Origin of the sequence: Anaerocolumna sp. AGMB13025 (genome assembly GCF_029689925.1) — a bacterium.
Lineage (GTDB): Bacteria > Bacillota > Clostridia > Lachnospirales > Lachnospiraceae > Anaerocolumna.
The window spans coordinates 2,606,303-2,629,562 of record NZ_CP121445.1 but is presented as its reverse complement, the minus strand read 5'-3'; the positions used below and the strand labels follow the sequence as shown (position 1 = coordinate 2,629,562).

19 protein-coding genes and 1 other annotated feature are annotated in these 23,260 nt (G+C 38.5%); of the genes, 7 read left to right on the top strand and 12 right to left on the bottom strand.

The features are described 5' to 3' along the window. Positions 1–53: 53 nt before the first annotated feature. Positions 54–1,550: a sugar ABC transporter ATP-binding protein gene (locus tag QA584_RS10690; RefSeq protein WP_278274507.1), complete on the top strand. Its 1,497-nt coding sequence runs from the start codon at positions 54–56 to the stop codon at positions 1,548–1,550. Between the two features lie 147 nt (positions 1,551–1,697). Here QA584_RS10690 and QA584_RS10685 read toward each other — a convergent pair whose 3' ends face one another. The 4 genes from QA584_RS10685 to QA584_RS10670 form a co-directional block, all read right to left on the bottom strand. Then, on the bottom strand, positions 1,698–2,006 hold the full coding sequence (locus tag QA584_RS10685; protein WP_278274506.1) for a DUF2087 domain-containing protein: 309 nt from the start codon (positions 2,004–2,006) through the stop codon (positions 1,698–1,700). 19 nt (positions 2,007–2,025) lie between these two features. Continuing rightward, complete coding sequence (locus QA584_RS10680; protein WP_278274505.1) at positions 2,026–2,775, bottom strand: DUF2087 domain-containing protein; 750 nt, start codon at positions 2,773–2,775, stop codon at positions 2,026–2,028. 733 nt (positions 2,776–3,508) lie between these two features. Then, positions 3,509–4,438, bottom strand: coding sequence for a glycosyltransferase family 2 protein (locus QA584_RS10675; RefSeq protein ID WP_278274504.1), 930 nt, complete (start codon positions 4,436–4,438; stop codon positions 3,509–3,511). Between the two features lie 142 nt (positions 4,439–4,580). Continuing rightward, complete coding sequence (locus tag QA584_RS10670) at positions 4,581–7,391, bottom strand: YfhO family protein (protein ID WP_278274503.1); 2,811 nt, start codon at positions 7,389–7,391, stop codon at positions 4,581–4,583. 253 nt (positions 7,392–7,644) lie between these two features. Here QA584_RS10670 and QA584_RS10665 point away from each other — a divergent pair, with 253 nt between their 5' ends. From QA584_RS10665 to QA584_RS10650, 4 genes are all read left to right on the top strand, one after another. After that, complete coding sequence (locus tag QA584_RS10665) at positions 7,645–8,169, top strand: peptidylprolyl isomerase (protein WP_278274502.1); 525 nt, start codon at positions 7,645–7,647, stop codon at positions 8,167–8,169. A 287-nt stretch (positions 8,170–8,456) separates the two neighbouring features. Then, a complete protein-coding gene (locus QA584_RS10660) occupies positions 8,457–10,253 on the top strand; it encodes an aminopeptidase P family protein (protein ID WP_278274501.1) in 1,797 nt (598 codons plus the stop codon). Between the two features lie 192 nt (positions 10,254–10,445). Next, positions 10,446–10,714 (top strand) — a binding site (T-box leader). Between the two features lie 420 nt (positions 10,715–11,134). Continuing rightward, the gene (locus QA584_RS10655; RefSeq protein ID WP_278274500.1) at positions 11,135–12,271 is read left to right on the top strand and encodes a trans-sulfuration enzyme family protein; all 1,137 of its coding nucleotides are present in this window, start codon (positions 11,135–11,137) and stop codon (positions 12,269–12,271) included. A gap of 26 nt (positions 12,272–12,297) precedes the next feature. Next, complete coding sequence (locus QA584_RS10650) at positions 12,298–13,485, top strand: MalY/PatB family protein (RefSeq protein WP_278274499.1); 1,188 nt, start codon at positions 12,298–12,300, stop codon at positions 13,483–13,485. A 229-nt stretch (positions 13,486–13,714) separates the two neighbouring features. On the opposite strand, the gene pyrF is transcribed toward QA584_RS10650, so the two are convergent. From pyrF to QA584_RS10635, 3 genes are all read right to left on the bottom strand, one after another. After that, a complete protein-coding gene (gene pyrF, locus QA584_RS10645) occupies positions 13,715–14,641 on the bottom strand; it encodes an orotidine-5'-phosphate decarboxylase (protein WP_278274498.1) in 927 nt (308 codons plus the stop codon). A gap of 149 nt (positions 14,642–14,790) precedes the next feature. Then, a complete protein-coding gene (locus QA584_RS10640) occupies positions 14,791–16,068 on the bottom strand; it encodes a dihydroorotase (RefSeq protein ID WP_278274497.1) in 1,278 nt (425 codons plus the stop codon). Between the two features lie 80 nt (positions 16,069–16,148). Next, positions 16,149–16,544: an NUDIX domain-containing protein gene (locus QA584_RS10635; protein WP_278274496.1), complete on the bottom strand. Its 396-nt coding sequence runs from the start codon at positions 16,542–16,544 to the stop codon at positions 16,149–16,151. A 300-nt stretch (positions 16,545–16,844) separates the two neighbouring features. Here QA584_RS10635 and QA584_RS10630 point away from each other — a divergent pair, with 300 nt between their 5' ends. Further along, entirely contained in the window at positions 16,845–17,096 is a 252-nt protein-coding gene (locus QA584_RS10630) for a hypothetical protein (RefSeq protein ID WP_278274495.1), read from the top strand. A gap of 464 nt (positions 17,097–17,560) precedes the next feature. On the opposite strand, the gene QA584_RS10625 is transcribed toward QA584_RS10630, so the two are convergent. The 5 genes from QA584_RS10625 to QA584_RS10605 all read right to left on the bottom strand — a co-directional run bounded on the left by QA584_RS10625 (position 17,561) and on the right by QA584_RS10605 (position 22,185). Beyond that, a complete protein-coding gene (locus QA584_RS10625) occupies positions 17,561–18,241 on the bottom strand; it encodes a DUF3298 and DUF4163 domain-containing protein (RefSeq protein ID WP_278274494.1) in 681 nt (226 codons plus the stop codon). A 131-nt stretch (positions 18,242–18,372) separates the two neighbouring features. Beyond that, a complete protein-coding gene (locus QA584_RS10620) occupies positions 18,373–19,221 on the bottom strand; it encodes a sugar phosphate isomerase/epimerase family protein (RefSeq protein ID WP_278274493.1) in 849 nt (282 codons plus the stop codon). Positions 19,222–19,240: 19 nt separating this feature from the next. Beyond that, a complete protein-coding gene (locus QA584_RS10615) occupies positions 19,241–20,242 on the bottom strand; it encodes a Gfo/Idh/MocA family protein (protein ID WP_278274492.1) in 1,002 nt (333 codons plus the stop codon). Beyond that, positions 20,239–21,414 (bottom strand): Gfo/Idh/MocA family protein, encoded by a 1,176-nt coding sequence (locus QA584_RS10610; RefSeq protein WP_278274491.1) that lies wholly within the window; start codon positions 21,412–21,414, stop codon positions 20,239–20,241. Before QA584_RS10610 ends, QA584_RS10615 begins: the two co-directional genes overlap by 4 nt. Positions 21,415–21,426: 12 nt before the next feature. Further along, the gene (locus QA584_RS10605) at positions 21,427–22,185 is read right to left on the bottom strand and encodes a sugar phosphate isomerase/epimerase family protein (protein WP_278274490.1); all 759 of its coding nucleotides are present in this window, start codon (positions 22,183–22,185) and stop codon (positions 21,427–21,429) included. Positions 22,186–22,323: 138 nt separating this feature from the next. Between QA584_RS10605 and QA584_RS10600 the strand changes: the two genes are divergently transcribed. After that, positions 22,324–23,166 (top strand): helix-turn-helix domain-containing protein, encoded by an 843-nt coding sequence (locus QA584_RS10600; RefSeq protein WP_278274489.1) that lies wholly within the window; start codon positions 22,324–22,326, stop codon positions 23,164–23,166. The last annotated feature ends 94 nt before the right edge of the window (positions 23,167–23,260 follow it).

Sequence of the window (23,260 nt, the reverse complement as noted above, 5' to 3'; positions counted from 1 at the left end):
GCAAATTACTGGACTGAGTGCCAGGACACTTTATAATGTTGAGGGGGTTCATCATGAATGTGCCGGCATTGATACTGAAAGATATCAATAAATACCTGAGTGAAGATTTTTCATTAAGAAGTATTAATCTGGACTTATATTACGGCGAAGTTCATGCCTTAATTGGTGAGAATGGTTCAGGAAAATCAATGATCATTAATGTCATCAACGGCATTTTCAAAAAAGACAGCGGTACTATTTATCTGGATGGTCAGGAGATCAATGTAAACTCTGTTTACGAAGCCAAAAAAATAGGAATTCACACCGTATTACAGGATCTGGCCCTATATCCGAACCTGACCGTTGCTGAAAATATTTACGCAGACAAAATGCCCTATAAAAACAAATTCCTTCATTGGATTGATTTTAACCAGTTGATGTTTGATTGCAGCGAACTATTTCAAAGGCTGGATATTAAACTGAATCCCCAGACACTTCTTGGCAGTCTTGGATTTGCCCAGATGCATCTGATTGAGATCATAAAAGCATTCGTATCGGATGCTAATATAATTATTTTTGATGAACCTTCCGAATTATTTACCCTGCAGGAAAAGGAAATTTTATTTCAGCTGATTAATAAACTAAGAAGTAAGAATAAAGCAATTATCTATATCACACATTTTCTAGATGAAATAGAAACCGTTGCCGACAGGGTGACGGTAATCCATCAGGGCAGGATAATTGGTACCAGAAATGTGAAAGAAACCACTATTCATGAGATAATTAATCTGATGGCTATGACAACTCATGGAAATCGTTATCCAAAGCTTGATATCCCCTTGGGGAAAACCATCTTTTCTGTTAAGAACCTGTCCTTTGGTCAGGTATTAACCGATATTAACTTCAATCTTAAAAAAGGGGAAATCCTTGGAGTTACCGGCTTCGTAGGCTCTGGTCGTTCCATTATGGCAAAATGTATCTTCGGGGAAACCAAACCTTCCTCAGGGAGTATTGAAGTAAATGGAACCCCGGTTAACATCCATGAGCCTTACGATGCAATCAAAGCCGGAATTGCATTACTGCCGGAAGACCGTATTAACTCTTCTGTATTTGGCTGTCTTGATCTCGAGAATAATGTATCCATTTCTTCCCTGACAAGATTTGTCCAAGGTATGATTATCGATCCGTACATACTAACGGACGTGACCAGTTCTTATGTAGAAAAACTTAGTATTAAGCCCGGCAATACCGATGATCTGCTTAGGACTTACAGCGGCGGTAATCAGCAGAAAACAGCGGTTGCCAAATGGATGATGAGTCATTTAAAGATTTATATTATGGATGAACCGACCAGAGGTGTCGATATTGCTTCCAAGACAGATATTTATAACTGTATGGTAGATATGGTCAGAAAGGGCGCCTCCATTATCTTCATCTCTTCTGACATCGATGAAATTTTAGGTATGTGCGACAGGATTCTTGTCCTTAATTCTGGAAAGCTTGTCTGCGATCTGCCAAGGAATCAGGCTACGAAAGAAAATATATTACTGTATGCAGCTAAATCCGTATGAACGGAAAATTTAGCAGGAACCTTGTAAAGGCAGTATCACAGGAAATATGTATACAAATTATAGTTTACGTGATAAAACGATAAAAACCTTGGACCAGGAATTACATATTTCACAGCCTGGTCCAAAGTCTTTATCGTTTATCCATTATTAACCTTTTAGAGATTCGTTCTCTTCTTTCCAATACGTTGCACCATCGTTGGTTCTGGATAAGAACTTTTTATCAATGAGTTCTCTCCGTAAAAGGAAAAAATCTCCGAAGGTATGCCAGGTTTTTATAATTTCATTGACTTCCTTTTCTGTATAGTAAGTCCCTTTCTCAAACTTTTCGGAAAGATAGGATAAAACCGCTATCTTTAACTCCCGCTTAGAGGGCCAGGTTTTAATCTTATTGTCTTCATTTAAAAAATTATCAATATTCATAATCATATATATGGTGTAATCGTATAATACAGCCATATGCTCCTTTCTATTCTTCTTACAACAGCCAGTATTCCTTGCAGTCCTTGGTTCGGTCCATAAAGCCATATTCGATCAGATAGCGCCTTATAGTGGGATAATCATGATAGATCCCTTTTAATATCTGATTCAGTTCCTTCTCCTCATAATTTCTGCCATGGTCAAACTGTTCCACTATTTTTTGCAGAATAACGATTTTCTTCTTTTCCTTCGCCGGAAATTCAATCAATTTTAACGGAGCCAGGGACGCAAAGGCTGTTTTGATTATTTTATCTTTTTCCTCTGTGGTGGTAATGTATCTGTCATCTACCATGGTTGCAGTACTGTGGATATTAATAAGGTTCTCATGAAGCGGGTTACCTTTTAGAGCCAGTTCATAAACTGCCAGGTACATCTTTGCCTGTTTCGCCTTCTCCCGGAACATAAACTTCTGATGCCGCACCGTTGAGGGCGATAGGTCAAGTTCCTTGGCAATCTCATTGTCAGTCAGCCCCGCATTGATTAATCCCAACAAATTTTTCTGATTCTGTGTCAGTCCCAGATATTTATTCTCCGAAACTGCCAGCATATCATAAACCGAGCCATGCTCCTTTGTGACATGAAGGGTTACCCCCATCTTACTGTCAAAAAAACGATTCTCGATTTGATAGATTTCGCCTGTAAAAAACTCTTTACCGCAATGATTGCAGCAATATTTATTATTCTCTTTATCGAACCGGTAACCGTTCTTGATTTCTTCTATTTCTAAATCAGTCCAATCGTTCTTCATAGTAAACCTCTCCGTTGATTGCTTATTCTAATCATAAACATATATTATATTAGTTTATTTAAATTGTCAACTTATTATGTGTTAGTTTATAAAAATAAACTTTCATCACTTAACTATATGAAACCAGGATACTAAATCAGCTGTAATACTTTGATTCAAATTACACGCAAAACGAGGCTGTTGCTAATCCAAAGACTACATTACCTGGGGCTGTTGCTAATCCAAAGACTAAATTACCAGGGAGAGAATAAGGATTATATTTTATAAAAATTTTGTGGAAAGTATGCGCGAATGGCTGCAAGAAAGAGAATGCAGCCGCATATTCGCGCAATCTTGGAACACAATTTTTATAAAATATAATCCTTATTCTAAGCCCTGGTTCTATAACCTATATTTTGCAACAACCCCTGGTTCTATAACCTACGTTTTGCAACAGCCCCTGCTTCTATAACCTATATTTTGCAACAGCCCCTGGTTCTATAACCTACGTTTTGCAACAGCTCCTGGTTCTATAACCTACGTTTTGCAACAGCTCCTGGTTCTATAACCTACGTTTTGCAACAGCCCCTGGTTCTATAACCTACATTTTACAGCTGCCCTTTCTCACATAGTTTGAATATAATTCTGCATAATTAATAAAACATTCATTAAAATTTACCGCAGACTGCAAAATAATCGCCTTGCACCATTATCAATGCAGCTTCTGCTCTCCCTATATCAGGTTTAACCTCAATTATAAACATTTTTCCTTCACAATATAGATAGGACGTTTTTTTACTTCCAGATAAGTTTTCGCCAGGTACTGTCCCAGTACTCCCATACAAAACAATTGAAATCCACTGACAAATAAAATAATACAGGTCATAGAAGACCATCCATGAGCTGATTTTACACCAATCAGATATCGAATCATAATTATTATTATACTGATAAAGGATAAAACGCATAAAAAAAGCCCGGAAAAAGATGCAATTCCCAAAGGCATTGTAGAAAAAGCAACGATACCGTCAAAGGAATAAAAAAGTAGTTTACGGAAAGACCATTTGGTTTCGCCAGCGGCACGGGCTACGTTATCGTATTCCAGCCATTTTGTCTTAAAACCGACCCAGCCGAATATACCTTTGGAGAATCGGTTGTACTCCTTCATCTCTATAATCGCATCTACCATCTGCCGGTTCATCAGCCTGTAATCCCTGGCACCATCTACAATATCTGTTTTTGAAATGCGGTTCATCAGATGATAAAACCGTTTGGCAAAAAATGACCGAAGCTTAGGCTCACCGTCTCTGGTGACTCTTCTGGTAGCTACCGAATCGTAACCCTCACTTTTAAGACAGTGGTACATCTCTTCCAATAACCTTGGGGGATCCTGCAAATCTGCATCCATCATAACAGCAAAGTCTCCGGTACAATTCTCAAGTCCTGCAAAAATTGCTGCTTCTTTTCCAAAGTTTTTCGAAAATGACAGATATTTTACTCTTTCATCCTTTGCCTGTAATCTTTTCATAATCTGCAGTGTTTTATCCCTGGAACCGTCATCAATTAGTATAATTTCAAACTCAACATAATCCATCTTATCCATTACAAACTTCATTTCCCTATAAAATAAGGATATCACTTTTTCTTCATTATAGCAGGGAACAACTACTGATATCTTGTCCAAATCTAATCTCTCCTTTATGCCCTATCGTTCATAGTTTATTAGGAAACTGCAAAATTATATCGATATAGCTTGCAATCACCTATCAATCTCCCATCAATCTCTAATTATTAATCCATCAAATCATAAAGCTCTTTCATCTATACTATATTTTCCCACGTTTTCCTCTTTTTATCCTGTCGTATAAAATTAAACACAGAAACAAAAACCAACCGGTTACCGAAACCGCTGCTCCTGCTTTTAGAAAAGGAGTCTCATAATACAATTCGATCTCATTCGTGCCGGCTCTAACCGGAAGAGCCAGATACATAACGTTGGCCTGGAGGGGGGTTGTTTTTACTCCGTTGACATAGGCACGCCAGCCTTTGCTGTAAGGTACCGTCAGACAAATAAAGGAATCCTTCAAAACCTCCGCCGTCCCTGTAACATGATTCTTTTGGACGTTGACATGATATAGTTCCCCCTTCTTTCTCTCACTGACCTGTTGTACGTAATTGTTCATTGGAAGTCCAAAAACCTTGATACTGCTGATATGGAATCTGCCTGTCTGAGGAAAGCTTAATTCGCAGTACTTCATAGGACTCCTCCCATATCCTAAATTAATTAAATAATCCTCTTTTCCAAAGTATGCATTGTTTCTGTCGGATCGAACATTAATCAGTTTCGCAGCTTCCTTCTCACCCTTTATCTTAAAATTCACCGCATAATAATCCGTATCATTAATATGAAAACCCTCCAGCCCCAGATAAGTTTCTGAATCTGCCAATCCATTAAATTGGATCGTAAGTTTTGCCCCAGGATCCGTAATATCTATATACTCACCATTAAGTGTCATTCCTTCGCCACAGGTAAGGGTAACCGGCAGCTCCTCAGATGAAAACCAACTCTGCTTAAGTGCTGAATTATCCTCCGCTGCTTCTGTTATTTTAGTCTCTTTCAGATAATCTAGCGGTTTTTCTAAGACTACAGCTTTAAGCATTATCTCCTGCTTTTGCAGCGGACTAAGTTTCTCATATTCATCTCTGGTTATATATTGCCCATAGGTATAACCCAAAGACAGGGCATACTGATTCTCAAACAGATAGTAAGATTTGCCGTCGATTTGCTGCCTCTTTATTAAATCATATCCATAAGGCGCTGTTGATTTATTAGAGGTAACCAGATATTTAACACCTGCCAGGGTACTAAGAACAGTACGGTAATCCAGATTATCAAACCGGTAAGCAGCTTTCTGGCTTAACAGTTCCAGGCCTTTCATATACTCTGAAACACGCTTATCCATAATACTGTAATAACCGCTGACATCATGAAAATTTAACGTAAGTGCTTCATTTAACGGTTTATCCCCGTAGGTTTCCACCCGGTAAAAGGAAGTATCCTGGATTGCCGGTATCATACCCACCGCCGAATTTAAAATTGTTTTATCCGCACTTCCTGCATCAACAAACTCTTCAACATAATTTCCAAACTTACTTGAATAGGTCAAATAGCCGTTTACCCCCAGATTACAAAATATCAGTATAAAAACTACAGCTCTTTGCAGATGAACCGAAACTTTATAGGTATTTAATAATAGGATGCAGATTGTTGTTACACAAAGAATAAGAAAAGAATACAGAACATAGCCATTCGGTTTTAAAAGCCCAAGTGCGCCAAAAATAAGGGTTCCTATCCCTAATAAAGCTTTATCCGTTTTATTTAGCCGGAAGATATCCTCATAAACAGCTGCAAATAAATAGGCAGTCAAAAAACAGTATCCAAACATCCAGCGATTGGCCACATAAGAAAAACCATTCATCGCATACCCGATAAAAGGAACCATAAGACAAACTGTTCCAAGTACAAAAAAAAGCTTTAACTCCCTGTATTTCTTTCTGCGAAATACAACAAAAACAGCAATCGGTATAACCGAAGCAAAGGAACACTGGTTCCAGAATCCCGGCGTAATATTAGGAGCCAGGAAAGACCCGGTAAGCATGGCATAATAACCCAGGCTGTAATGAAGAAGATTCACATGATATCCGCTGTTTAGCCGACCATTGTTAAAAAACGCTGCAATCACCGGCAGCAGAATTATCCCAGACATAAGAATCCCAAGGAGATAAAAGATACCTGCCCGCAAAGCAGTTTTAATAAGTGATTTCCAAAACGAACCGTTTCTTTCTCCCTTTAAAGCAGCTGACTCCGTAGTATAAGATACCGCAGGAGGAGTATCCTGCCCTGATGAATGGATTGGAAGCAGAGAGGCACTTTCTTTGGAACTATAATAATAAATGTGATAAAATCGGATAACCCCATATACGACAAGTATGATAGTTATCATATAAAAAAAATAAAAATTGCTTAAAGCACTGATAAAAGTCATGATAATAAATAAATATGGTTTTTGCTTTCGCAGAATAAATTCTATACCGATAAAAAGGAGGGGCAGATAGATAAATGGATTAGTAAAATAAGGATGTCTGACCCCAGCAAACAATACATAACCACAAAAAATATAAATAAGAGCGGAAACCACCGAAGGAAAGCTCTCTTTCTTCCTATAGATACAGTATAAGATAAAGCTGATACCAGATAAGTAAATTCTAAACAAAATAAGGAACCGGTAAATCACCTCCATACTCCCTGCTTTACCAAAAACTGATAAAAGGGTTAATGGGTCTCCAATTGCATAATAATTCAGTGTAGTCAAGGTATCAAAACCCATGCCGATACTAAAATCCACCATAGGAAAACCTTTGCCTTCAAGAAGGTCTCTTAATCTCCGGCTATAATATACCAGAGCCGGATAATGCTGATTGAGACCGTCCAAATCCCAGATAAACGATTTGTTATTTTCTGCAAATGGATGATATATGAGAAACTGCAGCACCAGAAAGGCAGCGGTAAAGGGTACTATATAATACAATAAATAATTGGCTGTTTTATTTTCTCTTATTTTAGACGGTAAAGGCATTGTACTTATCACTCCTTTTATATTGATTTCAACTCCTTTAGTATGCCACGGCGTATTAAAATATAACCGAACTATTCATAAAAAGCAGCCTGTCCCAGATTTGCTTTTGTAATATTACAAGTCCTCTTCGTTAAATACACGTAAATAGTAAGTAAATTACAAATACAATATTTAATAATTTAATTAGACACTCAACATAATATATGTTATAATTGTCCAATGTAAACATTTGACTTTAGAAAGGATAAAAAAAATGGCAGAGAAAAATCCTATAGTAACAATCGAAATGGAAAATGGCGATGTGATTAAACTCGAGCTTTACCCAGACATTGCCCCAAATACTGTTAAGAATTTCATTTCATTAGTACAGAAAAAGTTTTATGATGGTATTATTTTTCACAGGGTTATACGTGGATTTATGATTCAGGGAGGGGATCCTGAGGGAACTGGTATGGGAGGACCTGGTTACTCAATTAAAGGTGAATTTTCCTACAATCACTTTGAAAACAACCTAAAACATACTGCAGGTGTTATATCAATGGCAAGATCACAGATGCCGGATTCTGCAGGTTCACAGTTTTTTATTATGCATAAAGATTCTCCTCATTTGGATGGTTCTTACGCTGGCTTCGGTAAAGTAATAGAAGGCCTTGAGGTTGTTAACAAAATTGCAGATACAAAAACAGATTATTCCGATCGTCCGTTGGATCCTCAGGTTATGAAATCCGTAACGGTAGAAGTATTCGGCGAAACCTACGACGAACCGGAAAAAATTTAAATATATCATATAATAGATAATTATAGTCAGGGATTATAGATTTGCGACATAACTGCCGTTTTTTGCATTTATGTCGCTTTTTATTCGAACCAAAGGTCATGTCACACCACTTTCAAAACCGCTGTGAGGTAAAGAAAGAATCAGAATATGTTAAAAAGCAGTCACGATGAAAGATAGAATCAGATTACAATTGTTTCCCTAAGATGTTTCTCATTATCTGATTGAAATTATTATAATCTGCGAGTAAAATAGATAGGAAGAAGAATGTTCATAATAAGGAGGATAACATGGTTAAAGAAAGATTACAGCACTTACGGGCGCTGATGGCTGAAAATCAAATGGATGCCTATATTATCCCAACATCTGATTTTCATGAATCAGAATATGTCGGTGATTATTTTAAAGCCAGAAAATATATGTCAGGGTTTACCGGTTCTGCAGGTACCTTAGTGGTTACCTTAACCCAGGCAGGTCTTTGGACTGATGGAAGGTACTTTTTACAGGCTGCAAGACAGCTTGCGGATACCGGAATTACCTTATTCAAAATGGGCGAAGAAGGTGTACCTTCCCTCGAGGAATTTTTGCAGGAAACCTTACCCCAGGACGGTACTCTAGGCTTTGACGGTCGTGTTTTGAATGCCGGTTTAGGTTTGAAATTAAAAGAAAAGCTTGCGGTTAAAAACATCTCCATAAAGTATGATAAAGATTTAGTGGATTCCATTTGGACAGACAGACCTTCTCTTCCAGGTGAACCAGCATTTTTATTAGAGGAAATCTATTCCGGTAAGTCCACTGCGGAGAAATTACAGGAAGTAAGAAAAGAAATGAAGAAGCTTGGTGCCTCCGTTCATATCATCACTACCTTAGATGATATCGCCTGGCTGTTTAATATCAGGGGCAATGATATTGCCTATAATCCAGTTATACTCTCCTATGCTGTTATTACAGAGGAGAAAGCTTATCTGTTCTTAGACCAGACGAAATTATCCCAGGATATAAAGAACAAACTGGAAGAAAATACGATTTTATTAAAAGATTATCAGGACATTTACAGTTTTGTTACCAGTCTCTCCCCCCAGGTATCCGTGCTTTTGGATTCCAAAAAAGTAAACTATGCAATCTATAAAAACCTGAACTCTGAAATTTCAATTATTGATGCCGCCAATCCTACCGTATTATTTAAGGCCATGAAAAATCCGGTGGAAATAGAGAATTTAAGAAAATCCCATATCAAAGATGGCGTTGCCTTTACCAAATTTATGTATTGGCTAAAAACTAACATCGGTAAAATCGAAATCACTGAAATCAGTGCCAGTGATTACCTGGAGGAACGAAGAAAAGAACAGGAAGGTTTTATTGAACTTAGTTTTGATACCATCTGTGCCTATAAAGCGAATGCCGCTATGATGCACTACTCCGCCAGTCCTGACAGTAATGCACTCTTAAAACCGGAAGGATTACTCCTTGTGGATTCCGGCGGTCAATATTATGAGGGAACCACAGATATTACCAGAACCATGGCTCTTGGGGAAATCAGTGAGGAACTAAAAAAACACTTTACGGCAGTGCTGCGAAGTATGTTAAATCTGGCAGATGCCAAATTCCTGCACGGATGTATCGGACTGAATCTGGATATACTAGCAAGAGGTCCTATATGGGATATGAATTTAGATTATAAATGCGGTACCGGTCATGGTGTAGGATATCTGCTTAATGTTCACGAAGCCCCGAATGGTTTCCGCTGGAAGAAAGTACCGGAAAGGGATGACGGCTGTGTACTGGAAGAAGGTATGGTAACAACCGATGAACCCGGTGTTTATATTGAAGGAAGCCATGGTATCCGTACGGAAAATGAACTGGTTTGCCATAAGGGTGAGAAAAACGAATATGGTCAGTTTATGTACTTTGAACATATAACTTTTGCTCCTATTGATTTAGATGCTGTGGAGGTCTCCTTCATGTCTCCTGCAGAGATTAAAAGACTAAACGATTATCATGAACAAGTATACAAAAAAATATCACCTTATCTTACCCAGGAAGAAAAAGACTGGTTAAAGGTTTATACCCGTGCCGTTGGTGTATAACACCTACGATAATCCATATTTACACCCCTTGCATACCCTCTGCACGTTGCCGGTTTTTCAGTATTAAGAATCTTACACTACACTGGAGCTATATCATATTGCAAGCTCACTTGCGATTTACCACTAATAAAACTTTACACTAACCTGTTGACATTGAGTTATTTCTTTGCTATACTTTTATCAATTTCATAGTAAAACACTAGGAATGAGAGAGTAAGTGATTAAGAATCTAACAGAGAGCTTTGACGGTGGAAAAAAGCAGATGAAAAATGACTGAATATGGCTCAGGAGTGGCGGTTTGAATTGTAATATGTTTTGTTTGTATTGCATTTAGAATTCGACAGGGTTGCCTGTTACAGCAAGGGAGTATAATTAGGTATCTAATTTCGTACTCTTAGAGGTCTGTCTCAGTAATGAACAGATAAATTGAAGTGGTATCACGGGTTTTACTCGTCTTCTTAAATTAAGAAGGCGAGTTTTTTTGTATAAAAAAGATAGAAAGTTGAAAAAAATTGAAAGGATGCCACGTTTTGATTCTTTCAAAGGTTGAAAGAAAATTTGTTTATTGAAAGGATGCCACGTTTTGATTCTTTCAAAGGTTGAAAGAAAATTTGTTTATTGAAAGGATGCCACGTTTTGATTCTTTCAAAGGTTGAAAGAAAATTTGTTTATTGAAAGGATGCCACGTTTTGATTCTTTCAAAGGTTGAAAGAAAATTTGTTTATTGAAAGGATGCCACGTTTTGATTCTTTCAAAGGTTGAAAGAAAATTTGTTTATTGAAAGGATGCCACGTTTTGATTCTTTCAACCGGTGAAACTTGTTTCACATTTTATTAGTGGCTGTATCGCAAGAGATTTGCGATATACAATGGGTATAAGATATGGATAAATCAACTCTTTGTATACATGGGGCTAAAAATGATACTCATTCTACCGGAGCTGTCAGTGTACCAATTTATCAATCCGCAACATTTGCACACCTGGGAGTTGGAAAAAGTACCGGTTATGATTACTCCCGTCTCCAAAACCCCACCAGGGAACATGTAGAAAAGGTGGTAGCTAATTTAGAACAGGGTTGTGATGCTTTAGCTTTTTCAACGGGTATGGCTGCAATTACTGCTCTTATGGAACTCTTTTCCATAGGTGACCACCTTATTGCTTCCGGTGATTTATATGGTGGAACAGTTCGTTTATTCGAACATATCTCCCGTAAGAATGGTATAAACATTGATTATACTAATACAGCAGACTTAAAAACTGTAAGGTCTTTAATCCGTCCGGACACAAAAGCAATTTATATTGAATCACCAACAAATCCTATGATGCAGGTAACTGATATCGCCGCAGTCTGTGAATTGGCAAAAGCTAACGGAATCCTGGTCATTGTTGATAATACTTTCCTAACACCCTATTACCAGTTGCCACTAACCTTAGGCGCTGATATTGTAGTGCACAGCGGTACCAAGTATTTAAGCGGTCACAATGATACCCTGGCAGGATTTTTAGTTACAGGTAATATAGGTTTATCTGAAAAACTACGTTTTATTTATAAAACAACCGGAGCCTGTCTCTCACCCTTTGACAGTTGGTTATTGATTCGAGGGATAAAAACCCTTGCCGTTCGTATGGAACGTCAGCAGGAAAATGCGATCAAATTAGCAAATTGGCTTACGAAACAGGAAAAAATTAATAAAGTATTTTATATTGGTCTGCCTGACCATCCGGATTATGCAGTATCCACAAAGCAGGCAACCGGGTTTGGCTCTATGATATCTTTTGAAGTCGATAGCGAAGCAACTGCCATCCGGTTATTGGAACGGCTTCAATTAATATTATTTGCAGAAAGTCTTGGAGGAGTGGAAACCTTAATTACCTATCCTATGCTTCAGACCCATGCTGATGTTCCTATTGAAGAACGGCTGGCAAGAGGCATTAATGATTGCTTGCTGCGTCTATCTGTAGGTCTTGAAAACGCAGATGATTTAATAGCCGATTTAGCACAGGCCTTAACCGAATAAACTTATGTTATCTTGGAGGACTAGAAATGCCATATGATTTTAATTTAGTAGTGAACAGAAAAAATACAAACTCCTTAAAGTATGATTTTGCAGTAGAAAAAGGTAAAGCTGCCGATATATTACCATTATGGGTTGCAGATATGGATTTTCCTACAGTACCAGAGGTTACAGAAGCGCTGATAAATGCCAGCCGCCACGGGATATTTGGTTATACAGAGGTTAAAGAGGATTACTTTTTAGTTCTGCGTAACTGGTTTTCTTCTCATTATCACTGGGAAATTGAACGAAAATGGCTTATTAAAACACCTGGTGTCGTATTTGCCATCGCTATGGCAATACGTGCCTTCACTGAAAAAAACGAAGCTGTCTTAATTCAAAGACCAGTTTATTATCCTTTTTCCGAAGCCATTGAAAGTAATGAGCGAAAACTAATTAATAATCCTTTGGTTTATGAAAAAGGAAAATATCATATCGATTATAATGATTTTGAAGATAAAATAATAAAGAATAATGTTAAGTTGTTTATATTGTGTAATCCTCACAATCCGGTAGGAAGAGTATGGACCAAAGAGGAGTTAATCCACTTAGGTGATATTTGCCTAAAACATAATGTATTAGTCGTATCCGATGAAATTCATGCTGACTTTATTTATTCCGGGCATGCACATCTTAATTTTGCTAACTTAAAACCTGAATTTTTTGATAATACCATCACATGCACTGCTCCCAGTAAAACCTTTAATCTGGCGGGGCTGCAGGTATCCAATGTATTAATTGGAAATCCCAAATTAAAAACTGCCTTTAAAAATGAAATCATAAAATCCGGTTACAGTCAGTTAAACACCATGGGATTAATTGCCTGCCAGACAGCCTATGAATATGGAGATGAGTGGCTTAAAGAGTTAAAAGATTATCTTTATGAGAATTTAAGATATGTAAAGGAATTTATAGAAAAAAACATTCCTGAGGTTACATTAGTCGAACCAGAGGGTACTTATCTTCTATGGCTTGATTTTAAGAAATTAGGTCTTTCTGAAGAAGAATTAGAAGACCTAATCATAAATAAAGCGAAATTATGGCTAGACGCCGGAACTATGTTCGGTCCGGAAGGACTTGGGTTCCAACGGATAAATATCGCCTGCCCAAGAGAAACTTTGACTCTTGCCTTGACCAGTTTACATGATGCTATAGAGGAACGAAAGAAATCCAAATAGATTAATTTCAGGTTTGGAATACAATATTTAATCTTTATAACAATCAATATTTCTTAGACACTTTCAAGACTATTTTAGCATAGAACATTACTTAAATTTACAATTTTTTAGATTCAATCTCAAAATCTCAAATTTTAAGATTAAAGTTACAAATTATGATATTTTATTTATTGAAATAAGAAAATCCGTGGTATTCCCAAATGACACCACGGATTTTTTATTTTTGACTCTACTTATTATATAATGCTCCCATAATATCCTCTCTCATATCAATTACTGCCTGTCTGGAAGCATCTGCATAAGCGGTTGGTCCGAATTTTTCATATCCTGCTTGTTTATAAGCAGCAATAATCCCACGGGAAGAATTCACAATAGCCCCTAACCCGTCTTTATTAAAGTAATGAGCCAAATCTTTCCCTTTACCGCCCTGAGCGCCATAACCTGGTACCAGGATATAAGTTTTTGGCATAATCTCTCTTAGAATTTTACCCATCTCCGGATAGGTTGCACCAACTACAGCACCAATATAGCTGTACTGATTGCCCATACACGTTTCCCCCCATTCGGCTACTTTCTTTCCTACTAATTCATAAAGGGGCTTTCCCTCTATTAATTGATCCTGAAATTCGCCGCTGGAAGGATTGGAGGTCTTAACTAGTATAAACAAACCTTTCTTCTCTTCCTTACAAACTTCAATAAAAGGCTCCACACCATCAGAACCTAAATAAGGATTAACCGTTGCAAAGTCTTCATCAAACCCATAAAATGAATTATTTCCTACTTTTACTTTACCTAAATGCGCAGTTGCATAGGCAGCTGAGGTAGAACCAATATCACCTCTTTTGATATCACCAATCACAACTAAATCTTTTTCTTTACAATAGTCCACGGTTTTCTTAAAGGCAATCATTCCCTCGATACCAAACTGTTCATACATTGCTATCTGAGGTTTAACCGCAGGAATTATATCCCAGGTAGCATCCACTATTGCTTTATTAAACTGCCAGATAGCTTCTGCCGCACCGGCTAAGGTCTCACCTTTTTCCTGGTACGCCTTTTCTTTTACATGCTCTGGTATATAGGATAACATGGGATCTAAACCAACCACGATAGGCGCTTTACTTTGTTCAATCTTTTCAATCAATTTATTTATCATAATTACCTCCTAAGTGCCGCTTTAACGGCATTTAAATTTCTGTGAAAAAAGCACCTCTGTGCTTTTTTCGGTTGAAAAACGTTTTTCTTTTCAACCTACCGCCTAAGTGCCTCTTTAGCGGATATTAATCTGCTGTTTTGCGGATATCTTTAATTATCCTGAAATACAATTTTACCGTCAACGATAGTAACCTTTACCCGACCAACAACTTCTTTTCCGTGAAAGGGGGTATTCTTACCCTTAGAAGCAAATTCATTCACATCTATTTTATATTTTTCATTCGGATCGGCTATTACAACATCTGCCGCTTTTCCTACTGCAAGGCTGCCTTTATCAATTCCTAATACCTTAGCTGGATTTAAGCTCATCTTCTCAACCATCTGCATCGGAGTTAAATACCCTTGTTCCACCAACTCTGTCATAGTAAGTGCAAATGCAGTTTCGAGTCCCACTATTCCAAAGGGGGCTTCCTTTATGGATTTTGCTTTTTCCTCTGCGCTATGGGGTGCATGGTCTGTTGCTATTACATCCATAATATTGTTTTTGAGCCCTTCCTTTAAAGCCATGATATCTTCTCTGCTTCTTAAGGGAGGATTCATTTTATAATTGGCATCATCGCCTGTTATCTCTTCGTCCGCCATGGTAAAATGATGTGGACACACCTCACCGGTTACAGGTAAGCCGTCTTTTTTCGCCATATCTATAAAAGTCACACTATCCCTGGTTGAGCAGTGACAGAGATGAAGTTTTACTCCTGTATTTTTCGCTAAAAGAATATCCCTGGCAGCAATAATATCCTCAACTGCGTTGCTGATGCCGGGCATATTGAATTCCCTGGATTTGACCCCTTCGTTAAGAACCCCTTTTCCCACCAGCTCTTTATCTTCGCAGTGGGCAAATACCGGAATACCGGCTTCTTTGGCTTCTATCATTCCTCTTTGGTAAAGAGCTGTATTCATAACAGATTTTCCGTCTTCACTGACTGCCACTGCCCCGGCTGCTGCCATAGCCTTTATATCCGCTAATTCCTGACCGGACTGTCCGATTGTAACCGCACCGATTGGAAGAATATGAACCACCGCTTCTGTTTTCGCCTTGGTTAATATGGTTTCAATCATCTGCCTGCTGTCTGTGACCGGATTCGTATTTGGCATAGGGCAGATGGTTGTATAGCCTCCTCTTGCTGCAGCCAGAGCTCCTGTAGCTATGGTCTCTTTGTATTCATAGCCAGGTTCCCTTAAATGTACATGAAGATCAATAAACCCCGGCATAACATACAGTCCATTCGCCTCAATTACCTGATCTGCGGTTTTATCAATGCCTGCCCTTAGTTCTCTAATAATACCATCTTCAATAAGTAGGTCGTAGCTGCCTTCTGTTCCGGTAGACGGATCAAGTATATAACCGTTTTTAATTAATAATGTCAAAATCATACTCCTTTCCCTGGCGATTACACACAATGACGTCCGGCAAGCCGAACGTCGTCAAATTTTATTGTAAGGATATTTTATAACTCAGCTTTTTCAATATCAGCCATAACAGCTTTATTACCGATATAACTACCTATTTCTTCTTTTGTTACCCATTTAAAATTATTAAGTTCTTCACTAAGTACTATATCATCCCTTGTACTGATGCATAAAAAGCTGATCCCGATGTTACAGACATCACCAACCATAAAAGACCAGGTATACAGAATACGGTTTACTAACACAGACAGACCGGTAGTTTCAAAAATCAATCTGAGAACACCTTTTTCCGGATTCTCACCAAACTCTAATTTGCCGTCAATAAATTCCCATTGATAAGGATCTACTATTCTGTCATCATACCATTTTTCTACAAGTAAATATTTATCCTCATACTGAACGATACCTTTTACCATGATTTTGTATTTTTCCATAGTCTTCCTCCTTGAATACGCAGTTTATTCCTTTTTCCTTCATTTTTAACATCTTATCGACCAACACCATTTTTAATTGTTTATCTACATTATTATAACGTATGTCCAACCTGAATACAACAGATAGCTTCATATAAATATGTAATATTTTCTAGCATATTATGGCGTTTCTATGAGAACCCTAATCATAACATTTTTAATATGTTTGATGACACATCACATTGTTTGTACAAAAATTTATGATTTGTTTTTTACGATTTATTTACCGGTATATAAATACGGTATACTAAGGAGGCTAACATGGATAATCCGCCCAATGGCATCAATTCTTTCCCAAATGGCTTTACAGCATTTCCAATCGGAGCAACAAATATAGCCACATATCCCGCTGCCCTTAATAGTCTGATTAATTCAGATGACGGGGCCAGGAATTACTATGATAATATGGATGATGATGAACGGGCAGAATTGCTGCGTAACGCGAAAAACTTTCAATCAAAGGAAGAACTGGAACGGTATTTGTATCATTTGGATGAAGGGGAATTCAGATAACGCCTGAATTTCATTTGAACGAAAAAAACCTGTCATGTAGCATGAGCTTTAACACTCAGAATAAATGACAGGTTTTTATTAGTATTCCTTATTTATTATTATAATTCAAACTTCGCAGTTAATAACCTTAAAAAACTTGATAAAATCAGCCCTAAAGCTAAATTGAAAGCATGATTATGCTATGTTTCATAAGCGCTTTATTCTGAGTCTGATAATTCACTTATGACTTTTTCAGGTGGTTTAGACTCAAAATGCACACTGTTTGACGAGCATAGCGAGGAGTTTGTGCTTTTTGAGTCTTGCAATACCACATGAAAAAATCATTAGTGAATTTCCGGCTCAGAATCCTAAGCTTATGAAACATAGCATACTCAATGCTTTCTTACTCACCTTCATTGCTGATTTTATCAAGTATACCAAGACAAAAATAACTGCGAAGTTTGAAATTGTAACTTATAACTATATTAACACTCCGGTGGTATCGCTTCTCCTCTTGCAAAAGGAAATGTAAATGTCTGTATCCCGCTTACATAAGGTGCAATCTCATATAACTGAAAATAAATAACGACACCTTGTTCCGTCAAGTAAAAGTTTTTTGGATTAAAATTATCTTTTACTAAATCAGTATAATCCTCGAAAAACATTCCTTCATCTTTTTTTAAACGAATGGCAATCTGTCTGTCAATTTCATTTTGAATACTTTTCGTGAAATTATCCGTATCCGGAAAGAAATCTCCAAGTTCCATCCGGCTGCTACTTTGTAAATCCCAGGTATCGGCGCTTCTAAAAGTCATGCCATGGGCTCCTCCGGTATATTCATAGCGGTCAAAATATAAGCTTAGTGTACAATTTTCATTGTAAGTAACTGTGTATTCAACCAAGACTTCATACTGATGAATAGGAAATCCATTGGCTACAGAATATTCGTAATCCTCTACAGCAGACTGAAATAGTTTTGATATTTGCACTCTTTGGTAAAATACTGCATCCGCTTTATAAAATATATTGAGTTTGGTAAGGAACAACTTAAATTTATCCGAAATAAACTGCGGATATTTTATGGTATAGGTCAGAATCAGTTGACCCTTGTAATACATATCTTTTTTTATAACATTTTCTTTTACTGTCAGTTTATACGGTACCAAGTTCTGCCACCCCGATACTATTATCTATGATAACATATGCCGCCGGGGGCTTACTTGTTCATGGGCTAGCGAAGCAACAGCTTCTAAAGCATAGAAAGAATCCAACGAACATTCAAAGAATCCAACCGGTCCTAATTCTGCTTTAATAGTTTCTCCAGCGCATGAAATGCTATGGTATAAGAAACTTCGCCGTCTGTAAGTTCTCTCTTCTTCACATTTTGCTCCAGTGACTTTAGTCCTGCAAACTCTGCCAGATGAGGTTCCAGGCTTAAGTATCCCTGATAGCCTTCTGAGTCCAACCGTCTTAGGATTTCTAATACCTTTCCGTCACCCTCTCCTGCCGGAACCACTTCACCGGTGTCCCAAAGAGCATCCTTGATATGGATATATTCCACATAAGGCTTTAAAAGATTATAAGCCTCCAGGGTATCCTGTCTGCACTGAACAAAGTTGGCAAAATCAAAGGTACATTTAAAGTGATCGCCGTAAAATTCCCGGAGCAGCTCCTGGCATCTGACAGCGTTATCTCCGTAAATATCCTTTTCATTCTCATGAAGGAGGACTACCTTATGTTCTTTGGCATAATTAAGAAAACTCCGTATTCTTTTGAATACTTCTTCCCGGTATAAAGAAGGCTCTTCTCCATTTGGGATATAAAAGCTGAACATTCGTATATAAGGTGTCTCAAATACTTTCGCTAATTCCACAACTCTTTTAAAGGTTTCAAAATGTGGTTCAAAGTCCTCGGTAATTTTAATTTTACCAATTGGAGAACCAAGAGCAGATACTTTAATACCATTTTCCTTCAGGTAGGTCATAGCCGCCTTTGCTTCTTCGATTGTATAATCTGCTATATTCTTTCCATTGCCACTGCGGAATTCTATATATTCCAGCTTCAACTCCTTTAACAGGCGGACCTGGACCATCAAATCTGTATGAATCTCATCTGCAAAACCTGTAATACGAGTATTTTCTAACATAAGTACCTCTTTCTGATTGTTATATAATCCTTATTTCTTTCCCTGTCCTGGCCGATTCATAAGTTCCAAGCATAAGTAATATGGTTTCCTTAAGCCTCTGAAACTCCAGGGAGAAAGGTCTATTCGTTTCAATGCTGTCATAAAAGTCTGCTATGCAGTCTCTGTGACCGGCACCCCAATAACTTTTTCCAAGCCTTTCCTTATGTTCCATGGGAAGCTTATTCACGCCGCCGTCCTTACTATAGATTGTAACCTCCAGGTCTTCAATCCGGATTGTCATATTCTCACAGAATAGTTCAATTAAGGGCGGTGCATCCGTACAATAAGCCGTGGTAGCATAAAAGCAGGCAGTTTTATTCCCTTCAAACTGGTAATAAGCCTCCATCATATCTTCAACTTCAATAACACCTTTTAGATGATGATTGGTCATAGTTGCGTCTACCGATAAGGGAGTACCTAACAGATACGCCAGTAAATCCATGGTATGTACCGACTGATTGATTAAGACTCCGCCTCCTTCTGTAGCAAGACTGCCTCTCCATCCGCTCTCCGTATAATATTCCTGGTTACGGCTCCAGGTCACAAGCCCCCTTGCCCCTTTTATTGCACCTGATTCGCCGGAAGCCAGGAGTTTTTTTACTGCTATAATACTTGGATTATATCTGTTTTGAAAACATATCCCAAGCTTTTTACTGCTTTTAACTGCTAAGAGTTCCAGGTACTGTTCTCGTGAAATAACCGGAGGCTTCTCCATAAATACATGGATTCCCTGCTTTAAAGCGTACACTGCCATAGGAACATGAAGGTAATGAGGTGTGCATATGTGGAGGATATCGATATCCTCCCTTCCCAGCATATCTTCCAGGGAAGAGTATGCCTTACCGTGATACTTCTTCGCAAACTCCCGTGCCCTATCTTCATTTATATCTGCAAAAGCTGCCAGTTCATGTCCCTTAAAGCCCTTAAGGCTTTCGGCATGGACCCTTGCAATGCCGCCGCAGCCTACGATTGCTGCTCTCATAATTTCACCTGGGAGCCATAGGTGCTGCCCGTATCAAAGGTAACTTCCTTCACATTTTTCTTAAGCTTTGAGGTGGCACGGCGCTTATTTAATTCCGTCAGAAATAAATCCTCGTCGAAGGGAAGCTTAACTGGTTTACCCAGCCAGCTGGATAAATGCATGGCATTTGATAAGGTCAGTCCATTAATACCTTCCGCTCCTTCCGCTACTAAAGGGGTTCCATAAAGGATTTTTCCTGCAAAGGCATTTAAAACACCGGAATGCTGTGGGTTTTTGCCATCGGTTTCCAAGGTCACATATTGTCCCTCCGGTGCTTTAAAGCCTTCTGTTGCAGTAAAGCAATATTCCCTTTCACTAACGTCTAACTGATACAGGGTCAGTTTATCTGATTCACATACCAGCTTACCTTTCTCCAGGGTAATTTCAAATCGATTCGTCCCTGGAGCATCGCCTGTGGTAGTAACAAATACTCCGGTGGCTCCTGATGGATACTCCAGATAAGCAGTTACATCATCTTCTACTTCGATATCGTGCCACTTGCCATTATGGCAGAAAGCCTGTACACTGGATGGCATACCGCAGATCCACTGGAGCAGATCCAGATTGTGGGGGCATTGGTTTAATAACACTCCACCGCCTTCCCCCTCCCAGGTTGCTCTCCATTCTCCGGAATTATAATAGGCCTGGGTTCGGTACCAGTCCGTAATAATCCAATTAACCCGTTTGATGGCACCAAGGGTTTTACTATGTACCAGCTCATGCATTTTACGGTAGACATGGTTGGTTCTCTGGTTAAACATCATGGCAAATACCAGGTTACTCTTAGCAGCGGCTTCATTCATTTCACGAACCTGCTTGGTGTAAACTCCGGCAGGTTTCTCGCTTAAGGCATGAAGACCATGTTCCAGTGCTTTAATGACCAGTCTTGGATGTTCATAGTGTGGTGTTGCTACAATCACCGCATCGCACAGGCTGTCTTCAATTAAAGCATCCCCATCCTCAAATACTGCAACCGACTCCGGTAAATTCTCTTTTGCCCAGTTCCGTTTGGCTTCCTTTACATCTGCTACTGCTGCCAGTTCCATATCCGGAACCTGGTTATTTATAATCGTATTGCAATGGCTGCTGCCCATATTTCCAATTCCGATAATACCGATTTTAACCTTCTTCATGTAAGTTCTCCTCTACTTATAGCCTAGTTTACTTAAATTGTCGTAACTTAATTTTAAACAGTCAAAGGGACTGCCCTGGCAGGTATCCTGTTCCACCAGCAGGTATTCACAATTGGTATCCTCCAGTTTCTTTAATATGGCCTTAAAGTTCATATTACCTTCCAGTACAGGTGCCATTACAGGTACTCCGTTCACTACCGCCATATCCTTTAAATGCACACAGGATAAGCGGTCTTTCAGTACTTCAATCCACTGGCAGACATCCCCTCCGGCAGCCTGTACCCAGTAAGTATCCAGAGTGATCCCCATCTCCTCTGGGCTAAAGGCTTCCAGCAAATATTCGATTGCATAGTTACCGTTAAATTTTTCAAACTCAAAATTGTGATTATGGTACATAAATAACTTCCCAGCAGCCGCAATTTGCTTAGCGGCTTCCTTAAAATCCTCTCCAAAATGGGTAATCCAATACGGAGTACGGTATTTCTCCGGCATAGCCCCAAGTCCGATATGTTTACATCCCATAACCTCATGTTCCTGAATCAGCTTATTCGTATCATACAAAATCCTGTTCACATCGCTGTGGGTCAGAACTACTTCCAGGGATAAACTGTCACAGATTTCTCTGATTCTCTCAGCAGGGATATCTTTTCCAATACCGGAGATCTGAATGGTTTTGTAGCCCATTTCAGCAACCTTTTTTGCTGAGAAATGAAAGTCCTTTTCATTTTGTATATAAGTCCTTATTGTATATAATTGTGCTCCCAGTTTCACTAAAATCAACCTTCCTATGTTTCTTATAGTTTTATTTTAGAAAAAAACCCGGAAAATTACCATTGCAAATAAGAACATTCATATTGCAAATATAGCGATGCTAAGTTATACTTTATAGAGGAAAAAGGAGGATTTAAAATGGGAGTTATTGCAGAAATCAAGACTAACCGGGTATTATTCAGCTATACCCTTAGTGAAGCAGCCAACGACGACTTCCAGCTTCACTGCCACAATTATTATGAGTTGTATTTTTTAATAGAAGGTGATGTGGATTATCTGGTAGAGGGCAGACAATTCCACATGGCTCCCCACAGTATGCTTTTGCTGACACCAAATATTTTCCACGGTGTAAAGGTTAACTCCACGAAGCCTTACATAAGATTTGCCCTGCATTTTCTTCCGGATATCCTTACTATGGAGCGCAGGCATCTGCTGCTTTCCGCATTTCCTGCCATGGAAAAGCATTCCGGCAAAGAAATATATTATCCCAATACGGATGCTTATCGAATCTATTCTTTTTTTGAATCCTTTACCGAATGTTCCAGACTGGAACCAGAACTTTTAGAGGAACTCCTACCCATTTACATGGAATCCTTATTATCCCAGATCACGGTTATGAGCCACTCCGGGCAGACCGCCAACCCTTTCGTGAGTCCGGATACCCTTTCAAAAATCATAGCTTATTTAAACACCCATCTTACCGATACCATTACCCTGGATTATATATCAGAGAAATTCTTTATCAGCAAACACCATTTAAACAAGGTATTCCGGAAGGCTATAGGTACTACTGTCTGGGATTATCTGCTGCATAAAAGAATCATCTATGCACAGCAGCTCCTAATCAACGGACATAGTGCGGCAGAAGCGGCCGTCCAATCCGGTTTTGGAGATTATTCCGCCTTCTACCGGGCTTACATAAAGATTATCGGCCATTCTCCCTTACAGGACAGAGGAGTATTGCCGACTTTGGTAAGATAGATTGGATAACTAACAATTTAGATACTAAACTTTTTCTAAGTCGTAAGAACTGCGTATTTATGCGATTTATTAACAAGAAAGAAAATCTTACGTA